Raw genomic sequence first — 22705 nt, 5'->3', positions numbered from 1 at the left:
GGGGGAGTTGGCCCCCTCCGGGACGGCGCCCTCACGCCGGTGCCGTCACCCGCGGCCTACGGGAACGTCACCTTCCAGCTGTTGAGCGTGCCGACGTCCTGCGCGGCCTGGTCCTGTACCCGCAACATCCAGGTCCCGTTGGCCGTCTCGGCGGACGCGTTGACGGTGTAGGTCTCCTGCACGTTGTCCGCCGAGTCCGAGGAGCTGAAGTTCTTCAGCCGGTACGCGGTGCCCGACGGACCGAGCAGATCGATCACCAGGTCGCCCCGCCAGGTGTGCGTGATGTCGACGCTCACCTGGAGGTTGCTTGGCGCGTTTCCGCTCCTGCCGGAGACCGTGATCGAGGAGCTGACGGCGGGCCCGTTGTCGGGGATCGCGACCGGCGTCGTGTTCTCGTACGACGTCCCGCCCCCGCCGCCCCCGCCGGAGCGGGCGCCCACCGCGACGGCCGCCCAGGCGTCCTGCACCGCCTTGTACTCGGCGCTCGTCGTGCCGTAGAGCTCGCCGGCCGCCGCGAGGGTGCCGGTGCGGGCCGAGGCGTAGTTGGTGGTGGACGTGAACTTCGTGGTCAGCGCCCGGTACCAGATCTGCAGCGCCTTGTCCCGGCCGATGCCGGTGACCGGAAGCCCGTCCGCGGTGGGCGAGTTGTAGCTGACGCCGTTGATGACCTTGGCGCCGCTGCCCTCGCTCAGCAGGTAGAAGAAGTGGTTGGCCGGGCCGGAGGAGTAGTGCACGTCCAGGTTGCCGAGGCCCGAGTACCAGCTGTCCTTGGACGAGCCGTCCTTGCTGGGCTTGTCCATGTAGCGCAGCGGGGTGCCGTCGCCGTTGATGTTGATCTTCTCGCCGATGAGGTAGTCGCCGACGTCGGTCGAGTTGTTGGCGTAGAACTCCACACCGGTGCCGAAGATGTCGGAGGTCGCCTCGTTGAGCCCGCCGGACTCGCCGCTGTAGTTGAGTCCCGCGGTGTTGGAGGTGACGCCGTGGCTCATCTCGTGGCCGGCCACGTCGAGGGCGGTCAGCGGGTCCGCGTTGCCGGAGCCGTCGCCGTAGGTCATGCAGAAGCAGCTGTCGTCCCAGAAGGCGTTCACGTACGAGTTGCCGTAGTGGACGCGGGAGTAGGCGCCCACGCCGTTGTTCTTGATGCCGCTGCGCCCGAAGGTGTTCTTGTAGAAGTCCCAGGTCTCCGCGGCCCCGTAGTGCGCGTCGGCGCCCGCCGTCGCGGCGTTCGAGGTGGTGCCGTCGCCCCAGGTGTTGCTCGTCTGCGAGAACAGCGTGCCGGTGCCGGAGGTGCCGTGGTTCAGGTTGTACGTCTTGTGGCCCCCGCGGTCGCCGTCGGTAAGCGTGAAGCTGGAGCCCGACTGCGTCGTGGTCAGCGGGACCGTGCCGCTGTACTGGGTGTTGCCGGTGCCGGTCGCGTTCTCGATGCCCTGGTACTCGAAGAGCTTCTTGCCGGTGGTGGCGTCGGTGATGACGTGCAACTGGTTCGGGGTGCCGTCGTCCTGGAAGCCACCGATGACGGTCTCGTACGCGAGGACGGGCTTGCCGCCCGCCGCCCAGACGACCTTGCGGGCGCTGTCGGCGCTCGCCTTCGTGCCGCCGAGGGCCTTCGCCCGGCTCACGGCCTGCTTCTCGGCGGCCGCCCTGGTGACGGCCGGGGTGAGGTTCGCGATCTTGATCGCGGCGCTGGTCGCCTTGATGACGTCCTTGGTGGCGCCCGACGTGGCGGTGTCGACGACCAGGTCGCCGCCGAGGACCGGCAGACCGGCGTAGGTGCGCTCGTAGCGGGTGTGCACGGTGCCGTCGGCGTCCTTGACGACGTCCCGGGCCATCAGCTTCTCCTTGGCGCCCAGGCCGATGTCCCGGGCGGTCTGCGCGCGGGAGGTGTCGGCGTCACGCAGCAGCTCGGCGCGCTGTGAGGGGGAAAGCTGCACGGCCGCGTGCGCGGGGTTGCCCTTGACCGCGGGCGACGGGGTCTTCTGGGCGGGGGCTGCGGACGCGGCACCGGACTGGACGGCCGCGGCGAGCAGCGCGGTGACGCCGGCGAGGGCGACGGCGGCGGCCCGGCGGTGCGTGACGTGGGAGGTGCGTCTGCGAGAGGAACTGCTTCTCAACACTGACTCCTTCTGCGTGGCCGCGGGGTGCGCGGCCAGGGGAGCCGGACGGTGGGTCGACCGTCCGGGCAGAACTGGGGGTGGAGCTGTGGGGTTGCTGTGTTGAAGCTGTGGGAAGGGTGGCAGCAGCTCGCGGTTTCTGTCAGGAGCGCGTCAGGAGGTTGGCCGGAAATGGTTCGTTGTCCGGATGTTCATGTTCGCTATACGGACGGCTGGTCGAACGGCCGCGGAAGGCCGTTCACGGCTCCCCGTGCCAGGTCCGCCACAACGCCGCGTACGCCCCGTCCGCGGCCACCAGCTCCTCGTGCGTGCCGAGTTCGGTGAGCAGGCCGTTCTCCATGACCGCCACCCGGTCCGCGTCGTGCGCGGTGTGCAGCCGGTGCGCGATCGCGATGACGGTACGGCCCTCCAGCACGGCGGCCAGCGCGCGCTCGGTGTGCCGGGCGGTCGTCGGGTCGAGCAACGCCGTGGCCTCGTCCAGGATCAAGGTGTGCGGGTCGGCCAGTACCACGCGGGCCAGGGCGAGTTGCTGGGCCTGCGAGCCGTCGGTGGGCGAACCGCCGTCGCCGAGCCGGGTGTCGAGGCCGTCCGGCAGCTCCCGCACCCACCCGTCGGCGCCGACCGTGGCCAGGGCGGACCACAACTCCTCGTCGGCGGCAGACGGTTCGGCGACCAGGAGGTTGTCGCGGACCGAGCCGAGGAACACGTGGTGCTCCTGGGTGACCAGCACGACCTGCCGGCGCAGCTGCTCGGGACCGAGCTCGACCACGGGTACGCCGCCGACCGCCACCGTGCCATCGGTCGGCGCGTCCACGCCCGCGAGCAGCCGGCTCAGGGTCGTCTTCCCGGCGCCGGACGGCCCGACCACCGCCAGCCGCTCGCCGGGCCGCACGGTCAGGTCGACGCCGCCGAGCACCTCGCCCCCGCGGTCGTAGGCGTACCGCACACCGGTCACGTCGATGCGGTCGCCGTCCGGGACGGGGGCGTCCGTCGGCCGGGTGCGCGGGGCCCGGGCGAGGCCCTCGACGCGGGCGAAGGAGGCGCCGCTGCTCTGCAGTTGCTCGATCCGCATCAGGATCTGGTCGAGGGGGTCGCTCAGCCGCTGCAGGTACAGGGCCGCCGTGACGACCGCGCCCAGGCTGAGGGTACCGCGGTCGTGCAGGAACCCGCCGACCAGCAGGACGGCGGCCACGGGCACGAGGTAGCAGACCTCCACGGCGGGGAAGAACACGGTCCGCAGGAACAGCGTGTACAGCCGGGTGCGCCGTGAGGTCTCCAGCGCGTCCCGGCCGGCCGCGACCCGGCGCTTCTCCAGCCGCAGCGCCTCCACCGTACGGGCACCGGACGCGGTCGCCGCGAGGATCTCGGCGACGTCGGAGGTCGCGGCGCCCTCGGCGAGGTAGCCGTCCCGGGCGCGCCGCAGGTACCAGCGCAGGGCACCCCAGATGCCGACCAGGCCGAGCAGGCCGCAGGCGCCGAGGAGGGGGTTCAGGGTGAACACCGCGCCGAGCAGGAACAGGGCCTGGACCGTGTTGACGAGCAGTTCGGGCCCGACGTCGCGCAGGGTGGTGCCGACGAGCGCCACGTCGGCGGTGCCGCGGGCCGTCAGGTCGCCGGTGCCGGCCCGTTCCACGACGGCGGCGGGGAGGGCGAGGGCGCGGTCGACGAACTGTTCGCGGACCCGGGCGAGGGTGCGTTCGCCGAAGCGGTGGCCCGTGTACCGGGCCCAGCGCGCCAGCAGCAACTGCGCCAGGGAGCACAGCAGGATCCACAGGGCCAGACGGTCCACGGCGCTCACGCCCTGGCCGCCGCGTACGTCGTCGACGATGCGGCCGACCAGGTACGGTCCTGCGAGCCCGGCCGCGGCGGCCAGGGAGTTCAGGACGAGGGTGGCGGTGAAGGCCCCGGCGTCGGCGCGCAGCAGGCGTGCCATCGCCCGGCGGACGTCGGCGGGTTCGGCCACGGGCAGCCTCGACGCGGTCAACGGACGGCCTCCTCGGCGTCTTCCTCCCGGGCGACCAGGGCCCGGTACCCCGGTTCGCCCTCCAGCAGGTCGCGGTGCCGTCCCACCGCCTCCACCTTGCCGTCCACCAGGAAGTACACGGTGTCCGCACGGTCCAGTACGAGCGGTGACGTGGTCGTGACGAGGGTCGTACGGCCCTCACGCGCCGCCCGCAGCCGCTCCGCCACCCGGGCCTCCGTGTGGGCGTCCAGGGCCGACGTCGGCTCGATCGCCAGCAGCACCTCGGGATCGGCGAGCAGCGCGCGGACCAGGCGGACCCGCTGGCGCTGACCGCCGGAGAGGTTGCGCCCCTGGGCGTCGACCGGGGAGTCGAGGCCGTCGGGCAGCCCCTGGACGATGTCGTCGGCGACGGCGGTGTGCACGGCCGACGCGATGTCCTCCTCCGTCCGCTCCCGCCGCCCGGCGACCAGTTCCCGCAGCGTCTCGGCGAACAGGTCCGCCTCGTGGTCCGCGACCAGGACGCGCTCCCTGACCTGCCGCAGCGCGATCTCGCCGAGCGGCACCCCGCCCCAGGTCGCCGCCGACGGGGCGTAACGGCCGAGGCGGTCGACGACGGCGGCCGCGTCGGTGGGGCGGGCACAGGCCAGCGCGGTCAGCCGGCCCGGGGCCACCAGCACGCCCGACTCCGGGTCGTGCAGGGCCGACGGCTCGGCGGGCGCGTCGCGGGTGCCGTCGTCCGGCATCGGCTCGAGCCGCAGGAACCGTACGACCCGCCGGGCCGACACCAGGCCCCGGCTGATCTGGTAGCCGCACTCCACCCAGAAGGCCACCGGGCCCACCAGGACCGCCACATAGCCGTACACCGAGACCAACTGGCCGATGGTGATGGAGCCCTGGGCGGCGAGCCGGGCCGCGAGCCAGGTGACGACGGCCAGGAACAGGGTCGGCAGGCCGACGCCCAGGGCCTGGACCCAGCTGGTCACCGCCCCGACCCGGTAGCCCTGGCGGCGCAGCCGCTGGGAGTCGCGCTGGAAGGCATCCGCGAACAGGCCCTTGCCGCCGAGGCCGTTGAGGACGCGCAGGCCGCCCGAGAGGTCGGCGATGCGGGCGGTGAGCACGCCCTGCCGCTCCCGGTACTCGGTCTCCGCGCCCTGCAGCCGGGCCAGCAGCGGTCCGACGAGGACCACGATCACCGGCATGCCCAGCAGGACGACCGCCGCGATGAGCGGCGAGACGGACAGCAGCAGCCCGGCCACCACCAGGTACGCCACCACCGCGCCGACCCCGGGCCCGACCACCGTCAGCGAGGTGCTGATCGTCTGCACGTCGCCCACGCCGATGGTGACGACCTCCCCGGCCCCCACCCGTCGCTGCAGCGCGGACCCCAGCCGGACCGCGTGACCCACGATCACCTTCACCGTGCGGAAGTTGGCGTCCATCCGCACCCGGGTCATCGTGCGGTGCCGCATGATGCTCAGCCAGGCGTTGAACACCCCCACCCCGAACAGGGCGGCCGTCCAGCGGGCCAGGGCCGGGTAGTCTCCGGGCTGCAGGCCCTCGTCGATCGCCCGGGACAGCAGGTACGGCGTGGCGGCGAGCAGCACCATCCACACGCTGCCCAGCACCGCCCCGGCGACGGACCGCCCCGGCTGGCAGCGCACCAGCCACCACAGATAGCGGGCGCCACCACGCCGGTCCGGCTCGCCCGGATCCTCGTATGCGTCGATCACCTGTCCCCCTGGAGCCTCACGCCAGACTGTCCCGCCACGCCCGGTGGAGGTCGGCGAACCGGCCGGTCCCGGCGACGAGTTCGGCCGGGCTGCCGTCCTCGACGATCCGGCCGTGCTCCATGACCAGCACCCGGTCCGCGATCTCCACCGTCGAAAGGCGGTGGGCGATGACCACGGCCGTACGGCCCCGCAGGACCGTCAGCATGGCGCGCTGCACGGCCCGTTCACCCGGGATGTCGAGCGAGCTGGTCGCCTCGTCGAGGATCAGCACGGCCGGGTCGGCGAGCAGGGCGCGGGCGAAGGCCACCAGTTGGCGCTGGCCGGCCGAGATCCGCCCGCCGCGCTTGCGCACGTCCGTGTCGTAGCCGTCGGGCAGGGAGCTGATGAACTCGTGCGCGCCGATCGCCTTCGCGGCCCGCTCGATCTCCTCCCGGGTGGCCTCCGGCCGCCCGATGGCGATGTTCTCGGCGACCGTGCCGGAGAACAGGAACGCCTCCTGCGTCACCATCACCACCCCGCGCCGCAGTTCCGGCACGGACAGGTCGCGCAGGTCGACGCCGTCCAGGAGCACCCGCCCCGCGGAGGGGTCGTAGAAGCGGGCGAGCAGCTTGGCCAGCGTGGACTTGCCGGCGCCGGTCGAGCCGACGACCGCGACCGTCTGCCCGGCGGGCAGGGTCAGGTCGAAGCGGGGCAGGACCTCGCCGCCGGTGCGGTAGCCGAAGCGGACGCCGTCGAAGACGACCTCCCGGCCGGGGTGCTCGCCCTCCCGGGGCGGCAGTTCCCGGGGCTGGGACGGCGCGGGCACGGACGGGGTCTGGGCGAGCAGACCGGCGATCTTCTCCAGGGAGGCCGCCGCCGACTGGTAGGAGTTCAGGAACATGCCGAGCCGGTCGATCGGGTCGTACAGGCGGCGCAGGTAGAGCACCGCGGCGGCCAGCACGCCCAGTTCCAGCGAGCCGCCCGCGACCCGGTAGGCGCCCCACAGGACGATCGCCGCGACGGCCGTGTTGGCGACCAGCCGGGAGCCCACGACATAGCGGGCCATCTCCAGGAGTGCGTCGCCGTTGACCTTCTGGTGCCGCCGGTTCAGCTCCCGGAACTCGGCGTCGTTGGCGGCCTCGCGGCGGAACGCGCGCACCGGGCGGATGCCGTTCATCGTCTCGACGAACTTCACGATGACGGCCGCGATGGCGGTGGACCGCAGCCGGTACACCCGCACCGCACGGCGCTGGTAGACCCGCACGAGGAGGTACAGCGGCACGAAGGACACCACCGCGACCGCGCCGAGGCCCAGGTCCAGCCAGAGCAGCATGGCCGAGATGTAGACGAAGGACAGGATGACCGTCACCAGCTCCTGCAGGCCCTCGTTCAGCAGCTCCCGCAGCGACTCCACGTCCGTGGTGGAGCGGGAGATCAGGCGGCCGCTCGTGTAGCGCTCGTGGAAGTCGACGCTGAGCGCCTGGGCGTGCCGGAAGATCCGGCCGCGCAGGTCGAGGAGCACGTCCTGGCTGACCCGGGTGGAGGCGATGACGAACGCGTACTGCAGCCCGCCGGAGACCAGCGCGGACAGCAGGTAGGCGGCTCCCACCGCGATCAGCGGGCCGTGGTCGGCGCGCCGGAACGCCGGTACGGCGGTGTCGATCGCGTACGCCACCAGCAGCGGGCCCGCCTGCACCGCCGCCTGCTGCAGCAGCAGGAGGAAGCTGGTGAAGGCGACGCGGGCCTTCATCGGCGCGAGCAGGGAGCGCAGCAGCGCGCCGGTGGCGCCCGGCGGCGTGGGCAGGACGTCCCGGTCGAAGGGGTCGCCGGCGTCCTTGCGGCGGGGCAGGTCCGGTTCGTCGTCGGCGGCGGGGACGGATGTCGTCGGGGCCGTCATCGATGGTCCTCCGCTTCCTCGGTGCCGGACATCAGGTGGGCGTACTCCGCGTTGGTGCGCAGCAGTTCGTGGTGCGTGCCGACGGCGGCGATGCGGCCCCCGGACAGCAGGGCGACCCGGTCCGCGAGCAGGACCGTGGACGGGCGGTGCGCCACGATCAGCGCGGTCGTGTCCGCGAGCACGTCCCGCAGGGCGGCCTCCACGGCGGCCTCCGTGTGCACGTCCAGGGCCGACAGCGGGTCGTCCAGGACGAGGAACCCGGGTGTGCCGACGACCGCCCGCGCGAGCGCCAGCCGCTGCCGCTGGCCGCCGGACAGACTGAGGCCCTGCTCGCCGACCTGCGTGTCCGTGCCCTGCGGGAGGGCGTGCGCGAAGTCCGCCTGCGCGACGGCGAGCGCGCGGTCCAGCTCGGCCGCGCCCGCGCTGTCGTCGGCGCCCATCAGCACGTTCTCCCCGACGCTCGCCGAGAACAGGGTGGGCTCCTCGAAGGCGACGGCCACCTTGGCGCGCAGTCGCTCACGGGACATGGCGGTGATGTCCTCGCCGTCCAGCGTGATACGGCCGGACGTCACCTCGTGGAGCCGGGGCACGAGCGCGGTGAGGGTCGTCTTGCCGCTTCCGGTGGCGCCGACCAGGGCCATGGACTCACCGGGGCGGATGTGCAGGTCGACGCGGTCGAGGACGGGTGGGGAGTCCGCGGGCGCGTCCGGGTAGCGGAACCGGACGTCCTGGAAGCGCAGCCCCCGTTCCCCGGCGACCTGCGAGGCCGTACCGACGGTCCGGTCCTCCGGCTGCTCGTCCATCACCTCGAAGTACCGCTCCGTCGCCGTCGCCGCCTCCTGGCTCATCGCCAGCAGGAAGCCGATCGACTCCACCGGCCAGCGCAGGGCCAGCGCCGTCGACAGGAACGCGACCAGGGTGCCCGCGGTCAGCGAGCCGTCGGCCACCTGCACCGCGCCCACCACCAGCGCCGCACCGATCGCGACCTCCGGCAGGGTCACGATGACCGCCCAGATCGTAGCCAGCAGCCCCGCCTTGCGCAGCTCCGTCCCCCGCAGGGTCCGCGTCAGCTCCCGGAAGGCCCGCGCCTGGCTGCGGTGCCGGCCGAAGCCCTTGATGATGCGGATGCCGAGCACGCTCTCCTCGACGACGGTCGTCAGATCGCCGACCTGGTCCTGCGCGAGCCGGGCGACCTCGGCGTACCGCTTCTCGAAGACCACGCACATGACCATCACGGGCAGCGCGGGGCCGAGGATCACCAGGCCCAGGGTCCAGTCCTGGAGCACCATGATGACCACGCCGATCACGATCGTCACGCTGTTGACCAGCAGGAACGTCAGCGGGAAGGCGAGGAACATGCGCAGCAGCATCAGGTCCGTGGTGCCCCGCGACAGCAGCTGGCCCGAGGCCCAGCGGTCGTGGAAGGCGACCGGCAGCCGCTGCAGATGCCGGTACAGATCCGCCCGCATACCCGCCTCCACGCTCGACAGCGGACGGGCCACCAGCCACCGCCGCAGGCCGAACAGCACCGCCTCCCCGATGCCGAGCAGCAGCAGGTACAGCGCTCCGAGCCACACGCCCGCCGGGTCCCGGTCGGCGACCGGCCCGTCCACCATCCACTTCAGGACCAGCGGGATGACGAGGCCCGCACAGGAGGCGACGATCGCGACGAACGCCGCGGTGAACAGCCGTACCCGCACGGGCCGGACATACGGCCACAGGCGCAGCAGGGTTCGTACGGCCGACCGGTCCTTGGTGGTTGCACGTGTCGTCGTCATCAGGGCTGAGCCTACGGACCGGCACTGACAACGCCCACCGAGTTTTGGCCGGACCGGGATCGGCCGCAGGTCCTACGACCTGGGCGTTCGAGGGGTCGTACAGGAGGGGCGAGGGGGGTCTTACGCGGGCATCAGCCGATCGGTTGATGCGGCTTCGAGCGCGACGGCCGATGTGGGGGCGGGCCGCCGACCGCGAACCTGATGCCATGTCCGTCATCGAAGTCAGCGAACTGCGCAAGTCCTACGGCGGCCGGACCGTCGTCGACGGCGTCTCCTTCGCCGTCGAGGAGGGCGAGATCTTCGGGATCCTCGGCCCGAACGGCGCCGGCAAGACCACCACCGTCGAGTGCGTCGAGGGCCTGCGCGTCCCCGACGCCGGCCGGGTCCGCGTCACCGGCCTCGACCCCGTCGCCGACCACGCGCGCGTGGCCCGCGTGCTCGGCGCCCAACTGCAGCAAAGCGAACTGCAGCCCAAACTCACCGTCCGCGAGGCGCTGGAACTGTACGCCTCCTTCTATCCGAGCCCGCTCGACTGGGCGCCGCTCGCCGAACGCCTCGGGCTCACCCCGAAGCTGGCCACCCGGTTCGCCAAGCTGTCCGGCGGCCAGAAGCAGCGCCTGTTCATCGCGCTGGCGTTGATCGGCAACCCGCGTGTCGTCGTCCTCGACGAACTCACCACCGGCCTCGACCCACGCGCCCGCCGGGACACCTGGCAGCTCATCGAGGACGTGCGGGCGAGCGGGGTGACGGTCCTGCTGGTCACCCACTTCATGGAGGAGGCCCAGCGGCTGTGCGACCGCATCGCCGTCATCGACCAGGGCCGGGTGGCCGCCCTGGACACCCCGGCCGGGCTGATCCGCCGCTCGGCGGGCGCCACCGTCATCAGCTTCACCCCGTCCGCCCCGCTGGACGACCGTGACCTCCAGGCCCTCCCCGGGCTGGCGTCCGTCGAGCACCGGGACGGCCGGATCACGCTGGCCGGCACCGACGAGACGGTCAACGCCGTCATCACCCTCCTCGCCCGCCACCGCGTCACCGCCCACCAACTCCGCGTCGTGGACGCCACGCTCGACGACGCCTTCCTCGACCTGACCGAGGCCGACACGAAGGAGGCAGCGTCATGAGCACCGCCGTCCTGCGGACCGAGGTCCGCCTCTTTGGCCGCGAACCCGGCGCGATCTTCTGGATCCTGCTCTTCCCGACCCTGCTGCTGGTGATCCTCGGCTCCATCCCCGGGTTCCGGGAGCACCACAGCGACCTCGGCGGACTGCGCACCATCGACGTCTACGTCCCGGTGGCCGTCCTGCTCGGTCTGATCGTCGGGGGCCTGCAGTCCATGCCGCAGACCCTCACCGGCTACCGGGAGCGCGGCATCCTGCGCCGGATGGCCACCACACCGGTCCGCCCGTCCGCCCTGCTGTCCGCGCAGATGGTGGTGTACGGCGCCGCCGCCGTGGCGTCGGCGCTGCTCGCGCTCGCCGTCGGACGGCTCGCGTTCGACGTGCGGCTGCCGCGGCAGGCCTTCGGCTACCTCCTCGCCCTGCTCCTGGCCGTCCTGGTCGCCCTCGCTCTCGGATCGGTGGTGTCGGCGCTGTCCCGTACGACGAAGATCGCGGGAGCGATCGGGTCGGCCGTGTTCTTCCCGTCGATGTTCTGCGCCGGAGTCTGGCTCCCGGTGCAGTCCATGCCGCATCTGATGGGCAGGATCGTCGGGTACACCCCCTTCGGGGCGGCCGCGCAGGCGCTGAACCAGGCGGCGGCCGGGCACTGGCCGGGGTGGGGTCACCTGGGCGTGCTGGTGGCGTGGATCCTGCTGCTGACGGGTGCGGCCGGCCGCTGGTTCCGCTGGGAGTAGGGGGAGGCCGTGCAGACTGGCGACATGACCGCGAGGGACCGGCAGATCGAGCGGCGCTGGGAACAGCTGCACACCTGGGGGCCGTACGGACTGCTCGCCATCGGTCTGGCCCCCGCGCTCGCCACCTCCGACCCGCACACCCATCCGGCGAAGTGGTACACCGGCTGGGCCCTGGTCGCCACCGCGGTCGCGCTCCAGCTGTGGTGGCACGGCCACCGCCTGCGCCTGCCCGGCCGGGGCCGCACCCCGTCCCGGGCCGGCACGGCGTACTACGTCGTGCGGTGGGCCCTCGCCTTCGCCCTCACCTGGCTCAACCCGTTCTTCGCCTTCTACGCGGCGAGCGGCTACATGGACGCCGACGAGACGATCCGGGGCAGCAGGCGGCAGCGGCTCGGCCTGTTCGCCAGCGCCGTCACCGTGGCCGGGGCGCAGGCCGGCGGGATGCCCTTCCGCAGCGGGGCCCAGTGGATCGTCTTCGCCGCGCTCGTGGTCGCCAACTCCGGCCTGCAGATGGTCGTCGCCCACCTCACCACACAGGAGAGCCAGCGCTCCCAGGAACGTGGCGAGACCATCGCCGAACTCGAGCGCACCAACGCCGCGTTGCAGCAGGCGCTCGACGAGAACGCCGCCCTTCACGCCCAACTCCTCGTCCAGGCACGGGAAGCGGGGGTCGCGGACGAGCGCCGACGGCTCGCCGCGGAGATCCACGACACCATCGCCCAGGGCCTGACCGGCATCATCGCCCAGCTCCAGGTCGTCGCGAACACCCCGGAGCCCGAGCCGGTCCGGGAGCACCTAGGCCGCGCGATGGAACTCGCCCGGCACAGCCTCGGCGAGGCCCGCCGCTCCGTGCACAACCTCGCGCCGGTGGCGCTGGAGAACGACGGACTGCCCGAGGCGCTGAAGAAGACCGTCACCGAATGGGGCGAACGGACCGGCACACGCGCCGAGTTCACCGTCACCGGCACCGCGGAACAGCTCCACGAGGAGGTCGCAGCCACCCTCCTGCGGATCGTCCAGGAGGCGTTGTCCAACGCCGCCCGGCACGCCCGCGCCTCCCGGGTCGGCGTCACCCTCTCCTTCCTCGTCGACGAGGTCATCCTCGACATCCGCGACGACGGCACCGGCTTCGACCCCCTCGCCGTCCCCGCCCGCACGCACACCGGCGGCTTCGGCCTCGACGGCATGCGCGCCCGCGCCGAACGCATCGCCGGCACCCTGACCGTCGAGTCCGAACCGGGGCACGGCACGGCGCTGTCCGCTCGCGTACCGTTGGTCCGCCATGACCAGTGACCAGCCCGTGACCCTGCTGATCGTCGACGACCACCCGGTCGTCCGGGACGGTCTGCGCGGCATGTTCGACTCCGCGCCCGGCTTCACCGTCCTCGGCGAGGCGTCCAACGGCGTCGAAGCCGTGGACCGTACGGCGGAACTCGACCCCGACGTCGTCCTGATGGACCTGCGCATGCCGGGCGGCGGGGGAGTGGACGCCATCCGCGAGCTGACCCGGCGCGGCGCCCGCGCCAAGGTCCTGGTGCTGACCACGTACGACACCGACTCCGACACGCTGCCCGCGATCGAGGCCGGCGCGACGGGCTACCTCCTCAAGGACGCCCCGCGCGACGAGCTGTTCACAGCGGTCCGGGCGGCGGCGGACGGCCGTACGGTGCTGTCCCCGGCGGTCGCCTCCCGCCTGGTCTCCGCCGTCCGCGCGCCCGGCAACGAGCCGCTCTCCACCCGCGAGCGCGAGGTCCTGGCCCTCGTCGCCAGGGGCACCTCCAACCGAGAGATCGCCCGCGAGCTGTTCATCAGCGAGGCGACGGTGAAGACCCATCTCACCCATCTGTACGCCAAGTTGGGCGTCAGCGACCGCGCGGCGGCGGTCGCCACGGCGTACCAGCGCGGGATCCTTGGCTAGTTCTCCGCTTCACCCGGCCACCTTCAGCAGCAGGACCGCCCGCGCCGGCACCGTGATCACCGTCCCCGCCCGGTGCTCCACCCCCGGATCCTCCGCCTGGTTCTCCCCCGACGTGTCGACGACCACCTCGTACCGGTCCGCCCACGGCGGCCCGGGCAGGAGGAAGCTCACGGGCCGGTCGCCCGCGTGCAGGACGGCGAGGAAGCTGTCGTCGAGGATGGGGTCGCCGTGCTCGTCGCGGCCCGGGATGTCCCGTCCGGACAGATACATGCCGAGCGTGCCGGCGGGCGCGTACCAGTCGCGTTCCGTCATCTCCGTGCCGCGTGAGGTGAACCAGGCGAGGTCGCGCAGTCCGTCCGCCGAGTGGGCGCGGCCCGAGAAGAAGGCGCGGCGGCGCAGCACCGGATGCCGGTGGCGCAGGGCGATCAGCCGGGAGGTCAGGTCGAACAGCGCCCGCCAGCCGGGCTGGTCCAGCAACTCCCAGTCCAGCCAGCTGATTTCGTTGTCCTGGCAGTAGGCGTTGTTGTTGCCCCGCTGCGTGCGGCCGAGTTCGTCACCGGCGACCAGCATCGGCACGCCCGTCGACAGCAACAGGGTGGTCAGCAGGTTGCGCAGCTGGCGGCGCCTGAGCCCGCGGACCCGCTCGTCTTCCGTCTCGCCCTCCGCCCCGCAGTTCCAGGCCCGGTTGTCGTCCGTGCCGTCCCGATTGCCCTCCCCGTTGGCCTCGTTGTGCTTGCGCTCGTAGGACACCAGGTCGCGCAGGGTGAAGCCGTCGTGCGCGGTGACGAAGTTGACCGAGGCGTAGGGGCGGCGGCCGCCCCAGGCGTACAGGTCGCTGGAGCCGGACAGGCGGTAGCCCAGGTCCCGCACATCGGGCAGCGCGCCCCGCCAGAAGTCCCGTACGGCGTTGCGGTACCGGTCGTTCCACTCCGTCCACAGCGGGGGGAACGCGCCGACCTGGTAGCCGCCCGAGCCCACGTCCCACGGCTCGGCGATCAGCTTCACGCGCCGCAGCACCGGGTCCTGCGCGATCACCGCGAGGAACGGGGAGAGCATGTCGACGTCGTGCATCGAGCGGGCCAGCGCCGCCGCCAGGTCGAAGCGGAAGCCGTCCACGCCCATCTCCGTCACCCAGTAGCGCAGCGAGTCGGTGATCAGGCGCAGGACGTGCGGCTGGACCACGTGCAGGGTGTTGCCGCAGCCCGTGTAGTCGGCGTAGCGCCGCGCGTCCGACTGGAGGCGGTAGTAGCCGCGGTTGTCGATGCCCTTCAGGGAGAGCGTCGGGCCCAGCTCGCCCGCCTCCGCCGTGTGGTTGTAGACGACGTCCAGGATCACCTCGATGCCGGCCGCGTGCAGCGCCCGCACCATCCGCTTGAACTCGCCGACCTGCTGTCCCGTGGTGCCGGATGCGGCGAACCCGGCGTGCGGGGCGAAGTAGCCGATGGAGTTGTAGCCCCAGTAGTTCTTCAGGCCCCGGCGCAGGAGGTGGTCCTCGTGGGCGAACTGGTGCACGGGCAGCAGCTCGACGGCCGTGACGCCCAGCTTCACCAGGTGCTCGATCGCCGCCGGGTGCGCGAGACCGGCGTACGTGCCGCGCAGGTCCTCCGGGATGCCCGGGTGCAGCTTGGTGAAGCCCCGCACGTGCAGTTCGTAGATGACGGAGTCCGCCCACGGGGTCTTCGGCCGGCGGTCGTCGGACCAGTCGTCGTCATCGTGGACGACGACGCCCTTGGGGACGTACGGCGCCGAGTCCCGGTCGTCGCGGACGGTGTCGGCGACCTGCTGCTGCGGCCAGTCGCGGACGTGGCCGTACACCTCCGGCGGCAGGCCGAAGTCGCCGTCCACCGCGCGCGCGTACGGGTCGAGGAGCAGCTTCGCCGGGTTCCAGCGGCCGCCGGTCCACGGGTCCCAGCGGCCGTGCACCCGGTAGCCGTACCGCTGCCCGGGCAGCACGCCCGGCACGAAGCCGTGCCAGATCTCGTGCGTCAGCTCGGTAAGCCGCGCGCGGCTCTCCCGGCCGCCCTCGTCGAACAGACACAGCTCCACCGCCTCCGCCCCGCCCGCCCACAACGCGAAGTTGGTGCCCGCCACCCCGTCCGGACCGACCCGGAACCTGGCCCCCAGCGGGGTCGGCGCCCCTGGCCGCACCGGCACGCCGGGCACCCTGCGCGGTGCCCCGTTCACGGCGGCGGCCGGAGCGGCGCGCTCCTCCGTCACCGCCTCCTGCTCGGCTGCGCTGGACACCAGTCCGCCTCCCACGGCTCATGGAACAACGCGAAAAGGGGAGTACGGCGTCCCGGCCACGGCACCCCCTCGCGCCGTTCTCCCCGTTGTTCTGCCCAGACCATGGCTCGCACTCACGTTTCCCCGGGGCGGGGCGGTCGTTGGGCAGCCCGTGAGGCATGCAAACAGACGCGCGCGGCGCGCGGGGGCCGCCCTGGCCGCCGTACTGACATGGGCAGGACTGCTGACCGGCTGCACTTCGCACGGCGGCGGCATCGGCGGGATGTTCGGCAAACCCCCCGCCCCGGAGGACGTCATCCGTGTCGTCCCGGACGACGGCAGCAAGGACGTCAGGGCCGACCAGCGGCTGCTGGTGCGGGTGCCCAGCGGGCGCCTGGAGTCGGTGAAGGTCGTCGAGTCCCAGGACGCCCAGGACATCCAGGTGCCCGGCCACATCTCCGAGGACGGCCTGCGCTGGCAGCCCGACGACCCGAAGCTGGCGCTGGCCGCCAAGTACACCGTCGACGCGGTCGCGCTGGACGGCCAGGGGCGCCGGTCGGCCCGGCACACGACCTTCACCACGTACGTCCCCGACGAGCGCTTCATCGGCTACGTCACCCCGGAGAACCGCTCCGTCGTCGGCACCGGCATGATCGTCTCCCTGCAGTTCAACCGGGAGATCGACAACCGCGCGGCCGTCGAACACGCGATCCATGTCACCGCCCGCCCGGCCGTCGAGATCCGCCCGCACTGGTTCGGCAAGGACCGCCTCGACTTCCGCCCCGAGAACTACTGGGCACCCGGCACCCAGGTGACCGTCGACCTGCGGCTGCGCGACGTCGAGGGAGCGCGCGGCGTCTACGGCATCCAGTACAAGACGTTCTCCTTCACCGTCGGCCGCAGCCAGGTCTCCCTGGTCGACGCGGCCCGGCACACCATGGAGGTGCGCCGGGACGGCGTGCTGATGGCGACCGTGCCGATCACGGCCGGCTCGCCCCAGCACACCACCTACAACGGGAAGATGGTGGTGATGGAGATGCTCGAGGTCACCCGCATGAACAGCCGCACGGTCGGCTTCGGCGGCGAGTACGACATCCCGGACGTCCCGCACGCCCTGCGCCTGACCGACTCCGGCACCTTCGTGCACGGCAACTACTGGGCGCCGGAGGCCCCCGGACACGTCAACATCAGCCACGGGTGCGTGGGGCTCCGGGACGTCAAGGGCGGCGGGGCCGACACCCCGGCCGGCTGGTTCTTCGACCGCAGCCTGATCGGGGACGTGGTCGAGGTGGTCCACAGCAATGACAAAAAGGTCGCTCCCGACAACGGACTCGGGGGATGGAACATGGGGTGGAAGGAGTGGAAAGCGGGCAGTTGATGTTGCGACAGAACGGTGACCTTCGGCTGACAAAAATCTCAAATCCCTGCGGTTACTATGCGCCAATGCGCTCGCCTGGCGCACCGGGGTGGGGCCTGACCAGGCCCGGGAGGGGAGATCCAGTTGAACGTGCGACCGATATCGGGGGCGTCGGTTGACGCACGCGCGAGCAGAGCGGGCCGGGGCGGCGGCCGGGGGAGCAAGGGGCTGCTGGCGCTGACAGTCGGCGCCCTGGTGTTCGCCGCCACCGCGTGCGGAGGGGGCGGCTCGGGCGCCGGAGCCGCCTCAGGCGACGGCAAGGGCAAGAACGCGGACAGCACGCAGAGCAAGCAGTCCGAGGCCGTCGTCGCCATCGCCCCGAAGAACGGCGCGACGTCCGTCGACACCAGCGGGGCCCTCAAGGTCACCGCGAGCAAGGGCACGTTGACGCAGGTGGAGGTCAAGGACGCCAAGGGCGGGCTGATATCGGGCTCCATCACCGGCGGCGGCGCCTCCTGGACGCCGTCCACGCACCTGGCCGCGTCCACCAGGTACACGGTCCACGCGGTCGCCAAGGACGCCGAGGGGCGTCAGGCGGCCGAGGACTCCAGCTTCACCACCCTCACCCCGCAGAACACCTTCATCGGTGAGTTCACCCCCGAGGACGGCTCCACCGTCGGCGTCGGGATGCCGTTCTCGATCCGCTTCACCCGGGGCATCACGCACCCCCAGGACGTCGAGAAGGCGATAAAGATCAAGACCGAGCCGGCCGTCGACGTCGAGGGCCACTGGTTCGGCAACGACCGTCTCGACTTCCGTCCCGAGCAGTACTGGAAGTCCGGCACCAAGGTCACCGTCAGCCTGAACCTCGATGGCGTGGAAGGCCGTCCGGGCGTCTACGGCAAGCAGTCCAAGACCGTGAACTTCACCATCGGCCGCAACCAGGTCTCGGTCGTCGACGCCAAGAAGCACACCATGAAGGTCATGCAGGACGGCAAGGTCGTCAGGACACTGCCGGTCACCACCGGCAAGCCCGGATACGACACCTGGAACGGCCAGATGGTCATCAGCGAGAAGCTCCGGGTGACCCGGATGAACGGCGACACGGTCGGCTACGGCGGCGAGTACGACATCAAGGACGTCCCGGACGCCATGCGCCTGACCGACTCCGGCACCTTCGCCCACGGCAACTACTGGGGCGGCGACGCCTTCGGCAACTACAACGCCAGCCACGGCTGCATCGGCCTCGAGGACGAGCGCGGCGGCTACGACCGCTCGCTGCCGGGCGCCTGGTTCTTCGACCACTCCATCGTCGGCGACGTGGTGACGGTGAAGAACTCCGACGACCACACGGTCGACCCGGCCAACGGCCTCAACGGCTGGAACATGCCGTGGTCCACCTGGAAGTCGTAGAGGTCCACTGACGTACGGCCCCGGTGTGAGGTACCGCACCGGGGCCGTCTTGTTAGTGCCCGTTAGCCTGCTTTCATGACCGTGAATCTCGAAGTCGCCGAAGGTGTCGGCACCATCCGGCTGGACCGTCCGCCCATGAACGCGCTCGACGTCGCCACGCAGGACCGGCTGAAGGAACTCGCCGAGGAGGCGACCCGGCGCGAGGACGTACGGGCCGTGATCGTCTACGGCGGGGAGAAGGTGTTCGCGGCGGGCGCGGACATCAAGGAGATGCAGACCATGGACCACACGGCGATGGTCCTGCGCGCCCGTTCCCTGCAGGACTCGTTCACGGCGGTCGCCCGGATCCCCAAGCCGGTGGTGGCCGCGGTCACCGGGTACGCCCTCGGCGGCGGCTGCGAGCTGGCGCTGTGCGCGGACTACCGGATCGCCGCGGACAACGCGAAACTGGGCCAGCCGGAGATCCTGCTCGGCCTGATCCCGGGCGCCGGCGGCACCCAGCGCCTGTCCCGGCTGATCGGCCCGTCCAAGGCCAAGGACCTCATCTTCACGGGCCGTATGGTCAAGGCGGACGAGGCGCTGACGCTCGGTCTGGTGGACCGGGTCGTGCCGGCCGCCGAGGTGTACACCGCCGCGCACGACTGGGCGGCGAGGCTGGCGCAGGGGCCGGCGCTCGCGCTCCGGGCCGCCAAGGAGGCCGTCGACACCGGGCTTGAGACGGACCTCGAGACGGGTCTCGCGGTGGAACGCAACTGGTTCGCGGGCCTGTTCGCCACCGAGGACCGCGAGCGCGGCATGCGGAGCTTCGTGGAGGAGGGGCCGGGCAAGGCCAAGTTCCTCTGAGGGCCCTCGCGGCTCTTGTCATCGACGGCGCGTCTGATCCGGGTCCCTCGATGGGGCGGTTTATGGGAGCCTTAAGGCAACCTTAAGTCTGGCTTGTCGAGGGAGCCCGTCGATTGCCACCAAAGGGGCATTCGCCGCAGCTCATGCAGGCTGTCAAGGGTGCTGAAATGCCTTTGTCATATGTCAACCGGCCTGTTCGGAATGGTGGATTCCGGGGGGTGTATTCCTCCGGAACGGCCACGGAGGGTGCCGCGGGCGGCCATGATGGGGGCATGGCGGGGCTGGAGGGCATGGAACAGCCGCGGGGACATGGCCGTGCGACCGCGGCGCGCTGGTCGCCCGCGGTCGAGGACGAACGGGCGCTCAAGGCACTGGAGTTGTTCGGCAACCCGACGGAGGCCGAGGTCCCGCTCCCCTCCCGCCCCGAGTCCGCCGCCACCGCCCGCCGGCTCGCCCAGGTCGTGGTCCTGCGTCAGTGGGGACTGACCCCGAAGATGACGGAGGACGCGGTCCTGCTGGTCTCGGAGCTGGTGGGCAACGCCGTCCGGCACACCGGCGCCCGCGTGTTCGGCCTGCGGATGCGGCGCCGCCGGGGGTGGATCCGCGTCGAGGTCCGCGACCCCTCGCGGGGGCTGCCCTGTCTGATGCCGGTCCAGGACCTGGACGTCAGCGGGCGCGGCCTGTTCCTGGTGGACAAGCTCTCCGACCGCTGGGGCGTGGACCTGCTGCCCCGTGGGAAGACGACGTGGTTCGAGATGCGGGTCGCCGACCGCTAGCCGACGTCGCGGACCGCTGGCCGGGGCACTGAACCGAGCTGCGAGGTCGCGGGACGTTGGCCGGGTTTCTTGGACCGTTGGCGGGATCGTGGGCCGCCATGGGCCGGAGTCGCCGTCCCGCGGTCGGTCACTTGGCCGAAGCGCGACCCGAATCCCCTCCCCCGTTCGGGTCAATGGGCGCTTTTCTTACCCGGCGGCTCTTAAATGGTGCAGGTGACTGAGACCGATCGCCGCACGGCCCTGCGCACGGGTGCCGGGCTTCTCGCCGCAGGTGCCCTGACCGCCGGATGTGCATCGCACGGTGCCGTCGCACATCCCACCCCCTCCGCCCATCCGTCCACCTCACCCAGCGAGTCCGCGACCGCCGCCACGCCGGCCGCCGCCCCCTCCCCGCGCCGCTTCGCGGGCCAGCCCGCGCAACTCCTCCACGGCCCCCGCAACCGTCCCCGCGTCGCCCTCACCTTCCACGGGCAGGGCGACCCCGCCATCGCCCACTCCCTGCTGACGGAAGCCGAGAAGCACGGCGCGCACCTGACCGTGCTGGCCGTTGGCACCTGGCTGGACCAGTATCCGGACATGGCCCGCCGCATCCTCCAGGGCGGCCACGACCTCGGTAACCACACCCAGCGCCACCTGGGCATCGACACGATGTCGGAGGCGGACGCCCGCGCCGAGATCACCGACTGCGCCGACCGGCTGCGCCGCCTGACCGGCTCCATCGGCACCTGGTTCCGGCCCTCACGCGCCCCGCAGGCCACCCCGCTCGTCACCCGCCTGGCCGGCGACGCCGGTTATCCGCACGTCCTGTCCTACGACGTCGACTCCCTCGACTACACGAGGCCCGGCGCCACCGCCATCACCGGCAAGATCATGGGCGAGGTGCGCAACGGGTCCGTGGTGAGCATGCATTTCGGGTACCCGGACACGGTCACTGCCCTCCCCGCCGTACTGGAAGAACTCGCCCGCCGCGGCCTCTCCGCGGTGACCACCACGGAGTTGTTCAGCTGATGCAGCGCACCCGAATTGCACACGCTCTCGTCGCGACCGTCGCCCTCGCCGCCCTGGCCGCCTGCAGCTCGGGCTCGAGCGGGCACAAGAAGGAGGCGCACGCCAGCAAGGCGCCGGTCACCTCCTCGCAGCAGAATGCCGCCGTCCAGGGGCTGCCCGGCATGCCCCCGGTGCTCGACCCGCAGGACGTCTACGCCGCCGACCGCCCCAATCAGCTCTCTCCGGTCGTCAAGGACTTCCCGTCCCGGGTGTACGTCCCCAACACCAACTCCAACACCGTCTCGGTCATCGACCCGAAGACGTACAAGGTCATCGAGACCATCCCGGTCGGCGTGCAGCCCCAGCACGTCGTGCCGTCCTGGGACCTGAAGACCCTGTGGGTCAACAACGACCGGGGCAACACCCTCACCCCCATCGACCCGCGCACCGGCAAGGCCGGCGCCCCGGTCGACGTGCACGACCCGTACAACCTCTACTTCACGCCCAACGGCAAGTACGCCATCGTGATGGCCTCCCTCGACCGCGAGCTCGTCTTCCGCGACGCGCACACCATGAAGACGGCCAAGACCGTCCCGGTCAGCTGCTACGGCGTCAACCACGCCGACTTCTCCACGGACGGCCGCTACTTCATCGTCTCGTGCGAGTTCAGCGGCGAGCTGCTGAAGGTCGACACGGAGCACATGAAGGTGATCGGGCAGCAGAAACTGCCGTTCCACGGCTCGATGCCGCAGGACGTCAAGATCTCGCCCGACGGCAAGCGGTTCTACATCGCCGACATGATGGCCGACGGGGTGTGGATCCTCGACGGCGACACCTTCGCCCAGCCGACCCTCCTGCGCACCGGCAAGGGCGCGCACGGCCTCTACATCAGCCGCGACTCGCGCGACATGTACATCTCAAACCGGGGCGAGGGCAGCATCTCCGTCTTCGACTTCGCGCAGAACAAGGTCGTCGAGAAGTGGCACCTGCCGGGCGGCGGCAGCCCCGACATGGGCGGCGTCTCCGCCGACGGCAAGGTCCTGTGGCTGTCCGGCCGCTACAACTCCGAGGTGTACGCCATCGACACCCGCACCGGTCACGAACTGGCCCGCATCCCGGTCGGCAGCGGCCCGCACGGCCTCGCCGTGTATCCCCAGCCGGGCCGCTACTCGCTCGGTCACACCGGCATCTTCCGCTGACGGCGCAGCAGCAGCGCCTCCGCGCCCACCGGTCGGTAGCCGGCCGCCTGGAACGTCCGCATGCTGCGGGCGTTCCCCGGCGCGACCTGGGCCCACAGCGGCTCGTCGGCCAGCTGCCGGGCCGCGGTCACCAGCGACCGGCCGAGCCCCCGGTGCCGTACCGCCTCGTCGACCTCGACCGAGACCTCGAGGCGGCCGGCGATGCCGCGCCCGGTCACCAGCACCCCGCCGTCGGCCGACCACGCGCGCACGTCGTCGCGCCTGCCGCGCGCGTACACGATCCGCGGGTGCGAGCCGTCCTCGATCTCGGTCAGCTCGATCGGCGGGTCACCCGGCAGCGGGGCGCCGACCAGCATCGCGTCGACGGTCTCGGCCGTGCGCCCCGTCCGCTCGACGAACGCCGCCAGGAACCGGGGGTTCATGGGCGCGGCGAGCGCGTCGCAGTCGGCGGCCCGCAGGGCGTCGTACACCCACGCGGGGTCCTCGTCGGTGAACACGACGGCGTGCGCGGTGAAGGCGAGGACACCGGCGTCCCGCGCACATGCCTGCGGTACGACGGTCGTGGTGCCGTCGGCCGGCGGGAAGGCACCGTGCGCCGCCGCGTCGAGGATGTCCCGCAACGTCTCCATGACGGCGCTCCTTGAGTCTCCACCCACTGGAAGGCCCACACTCGCAG

The 22705-nt window shown here is 71.9% G+C and carries 17 protein-coding genes; 10 read left to right on the top strand and 7 right to left on the bottom strand.

From position 1 onward, the window contains the following. Positions 1-56 precede the first annotated feature (56 nt). The 5 genes from ACIRVK_RS31415 to ACIRVK_RS31395 all read right to left on the bottom strand — a co-directional run bounded on the left by ACIRVK_RS31415 (position 57) and on the right by ACIRVK_RS31395 (position 9458). Complete coding sequence (locus tag ACIRVK_RS31415) at positions 57-2111, bottom strand: M4 family metallopeptidase (RefSeq protein ID WP_404253031.1); 2055 nt, start codon at positions 2109-2111, stop codon at positions 57-59. A gap of 238 nt (positions 2112-2349) precedes the next feature. Then, positions 2350-4044 carry an ABC transporter ATP-binding protein gene (locus ACIRVK_RS31410; protein WP_404253045.1) on the bottom strand — a complete coding sequence of 565 codons (1695 nt, stop codon included), beginning with the start codon at positions 4042-4044 and terminating at the stop codon, positions 2350-2352. A 47-nt stretch (positions 4045-4091) separates the two neighbouring features. Beyond that, a complete protein-coding gene (locus ACIRVK_RS31405; protein WP_404253029.1) occupies positions 4092-5804 on the bottom strand; it encodes an ABC transporter ATP-binding protein in 1713 nt (570 codons plus the stop codon). Between the two features lie 16 nt (positions 5805-5820). Then, a complete protein-coding gene (locus ACIRVK_RS31400; RefSeq protein ID WP_404253027.1) occupies positions 5821-7680 on the bottom strand; it encodes an ABC transporter ATP-binding protein in 1860 nt (619 codons plus the stop codon). Further along, positions 7677-9458 carry an ABC transporter ATP-binding protein gene (locus tag ACIRVK_RS31395; protein ID WP_404253025.1) on the bottom strand — a complete coding sequence of 594 codons (1782 nt, stop codon included), beginning with the start codon at positions 9456-9458 and terminating at the stop codon, positions 7677-7679. The genes ACIRVK_RS31400 and ACIRVK_RS31395 overlap by 4 nt, the downstream gene beginning before the upstream one ends. Before the next feature lie 206 nt (positions 9459-9664). Here ACIRVK_RS31395 and ACIRVK_RS31390 point away from each other — a divergent pair, with 206 nt between their 5' ends. Genes ACIRVK_RS31390 through ACIRVK_RS31375 form a run of 4 tightly spaced genes read left to right on the top strand, consistent with a single transcriptional unit; the run spans position 9665 to position 13231 of the window. Next, positions 9665-10582, top strand: a complete 918-nt coding sequence (locus ACIRVK_RS31390; protein WP_404253023.1) for an ATP-binding cassette domain-containing protein — start codon at positions 9665-9667, stop codon at positions 10580-10582. Next, positions 10579-11313, top strand: a complete 735-nt coding sequence (locus tag ACIRVK_RS31385) for an ABC transporter permease (RefSeq protein ID WP_404253021.1) — start codon at positions 10579-10581, stop codon at positions 11311-11313. The genes ACIRVK_RS31390 and ACIRVK_RS31385 overlap by 4 nt, the downstream gene beginning before the upstream one ends. A 24-nt stretch (positions 11314-11337) precedes the next feature. Continuing rightward, complete coding sequence (locus tag ACIRVK_RS31380; protein WP_404253018.1) at positions 11338-12606, top strand: sensor histidine kinase; 1269 nt, start codon at positions 11338-11340, stop codon at positions 12604-12606. Further along, on the top strand, positions 12596-13231 hold the full coding sequence (locus ACIRVK_RS31375; RefSeq protein WP_404253016.1) for a response regulator: 636 nt from the start codon (positions 12596-12598) through the stop codon (positions 13229-13231). Before ACIRVK_RS31380 ends, ACIRVK_RS31375 begins: the two co-directional genes overlap by 11 nt. Positions 13232-13240: 9 nt before the next feature. Here the strand turns inward: ACIRVK_RS31375 and glgX are convergent, their stop codons facing one another. Then, entirely contained in the window at positions 13241-15475 is a 2235-nt protein-coding gene (glgX, locus tag ACIRVK_RS31370) for a glycogen debranching protein GlgX (RefSeq protein ID WP_404253014.1), read from the bottom strand. A 151-nt stretch (positions 15476-15626) separates the two neighbouring features. Here glgX and ACIRVK_RS31365 point away from each other — a divergent pair, with 151 nt between their 5' ends. The 6 genes from ACIRVK_RS31365 (at position 15627) to ACIRVK_RS31340 (ending at position 22029) form a co-directional block, all read left to right on the top strand. Then, positions 15627-16832, top strand: coding sequence for an Ig-like domain-containing protein (locus ACIRVK_RS31365; RefSeq protein WP_404253012.1), 1206 nt, complete (start codon positions 15627-15629; stop codon positions 16830-16832). Positions 16833-16955: 123 nt separating this feature from the next. After that, entirely contained in the window at positions 16956-18224 is a 1269-nt protein-coding gene (locus ACIRVK_RS31360) for an Ig-like domain-containing protein (protein WP_404253010.1), read from the top strand. A gap of 75 nt (positions 18225-18299) precedes the next feature. Continuing rightward, a complete protein-coding gene (locus ACIRVK_RS31355; protein WP_404253008.1) occupies positions 18300-19067 on the top strand; it encodes an enoyl-CoA hydratase/isomerase family protein in 768 nt (255 codons plus the stop codon). A 272-nt stretch (positions 19068-19339) separates the two neighbouring features. Continuing rightward, entirely contained in the window at positions 19340-19843 is a 504-nt protein-coding gene (locus ACIRVK_RS31350; RefSeq protein WP_404253006.1) for an ATP-binding protein, read from the top strand. A 204-nt stretch (positions 19844-20047) separates the two neighbouring features. Further along, positions 20048-20851, top strand: a complete 804-nt coding sequence (locus ACIRVK_RS31345) for a polysaccharide deacetylase family protein (protein WP_404253004.1) — start codon at positions 20048-20050, stop codon at positions 20849-20851. Further along, complete coding sequence (locus tag ACIRVK_RS31340) at positions 20851-22029, top strand: YncE family protein (RefSeq protein ID WP_404253002.1); 1179 nt, start codon at positions 20851-20853, stop codon at positions 22027-22029. Before ACIRVK_RS31345 ends, ACIRVK_RS31340 begins: the two co-directional genes overlap by 1 nt. On the opposite strand, the gene ACIRVK_RS31335 is transcribed toward ACIRVK_RS31340, so the two are convergent. Next, entirely contained in the window at positions 22008-22658 is a 651-nt protein-coding gene (locus tag ACIRVK_RS31335; protein ID WP_404253000.1) for a GNAT family N-acetyltransferase, read from the bottom strand. The genes ACIRVK_RS31340 and ACIRVK_RS31335 overlap by 22 nt on opposite strands. Between the last annotated feature and the right edge of the window lie 47 nt (positions 22659-22705).

The organism is Streptomyces sp. NPDC101152, from assembly GCF_044768275.1.
In the GTDB taxonomy this organism is placed as follows: Bacteria; Actinomycetota; Actinomycetes; order Streptomycetales; family Streptomycetaceae; genus Streptomyces.
The sequence above is the reverse complement of the archived record's forward strand: the minus strand, read 5'-3'. Positions and strand labels throughout refer to the sequence as shown.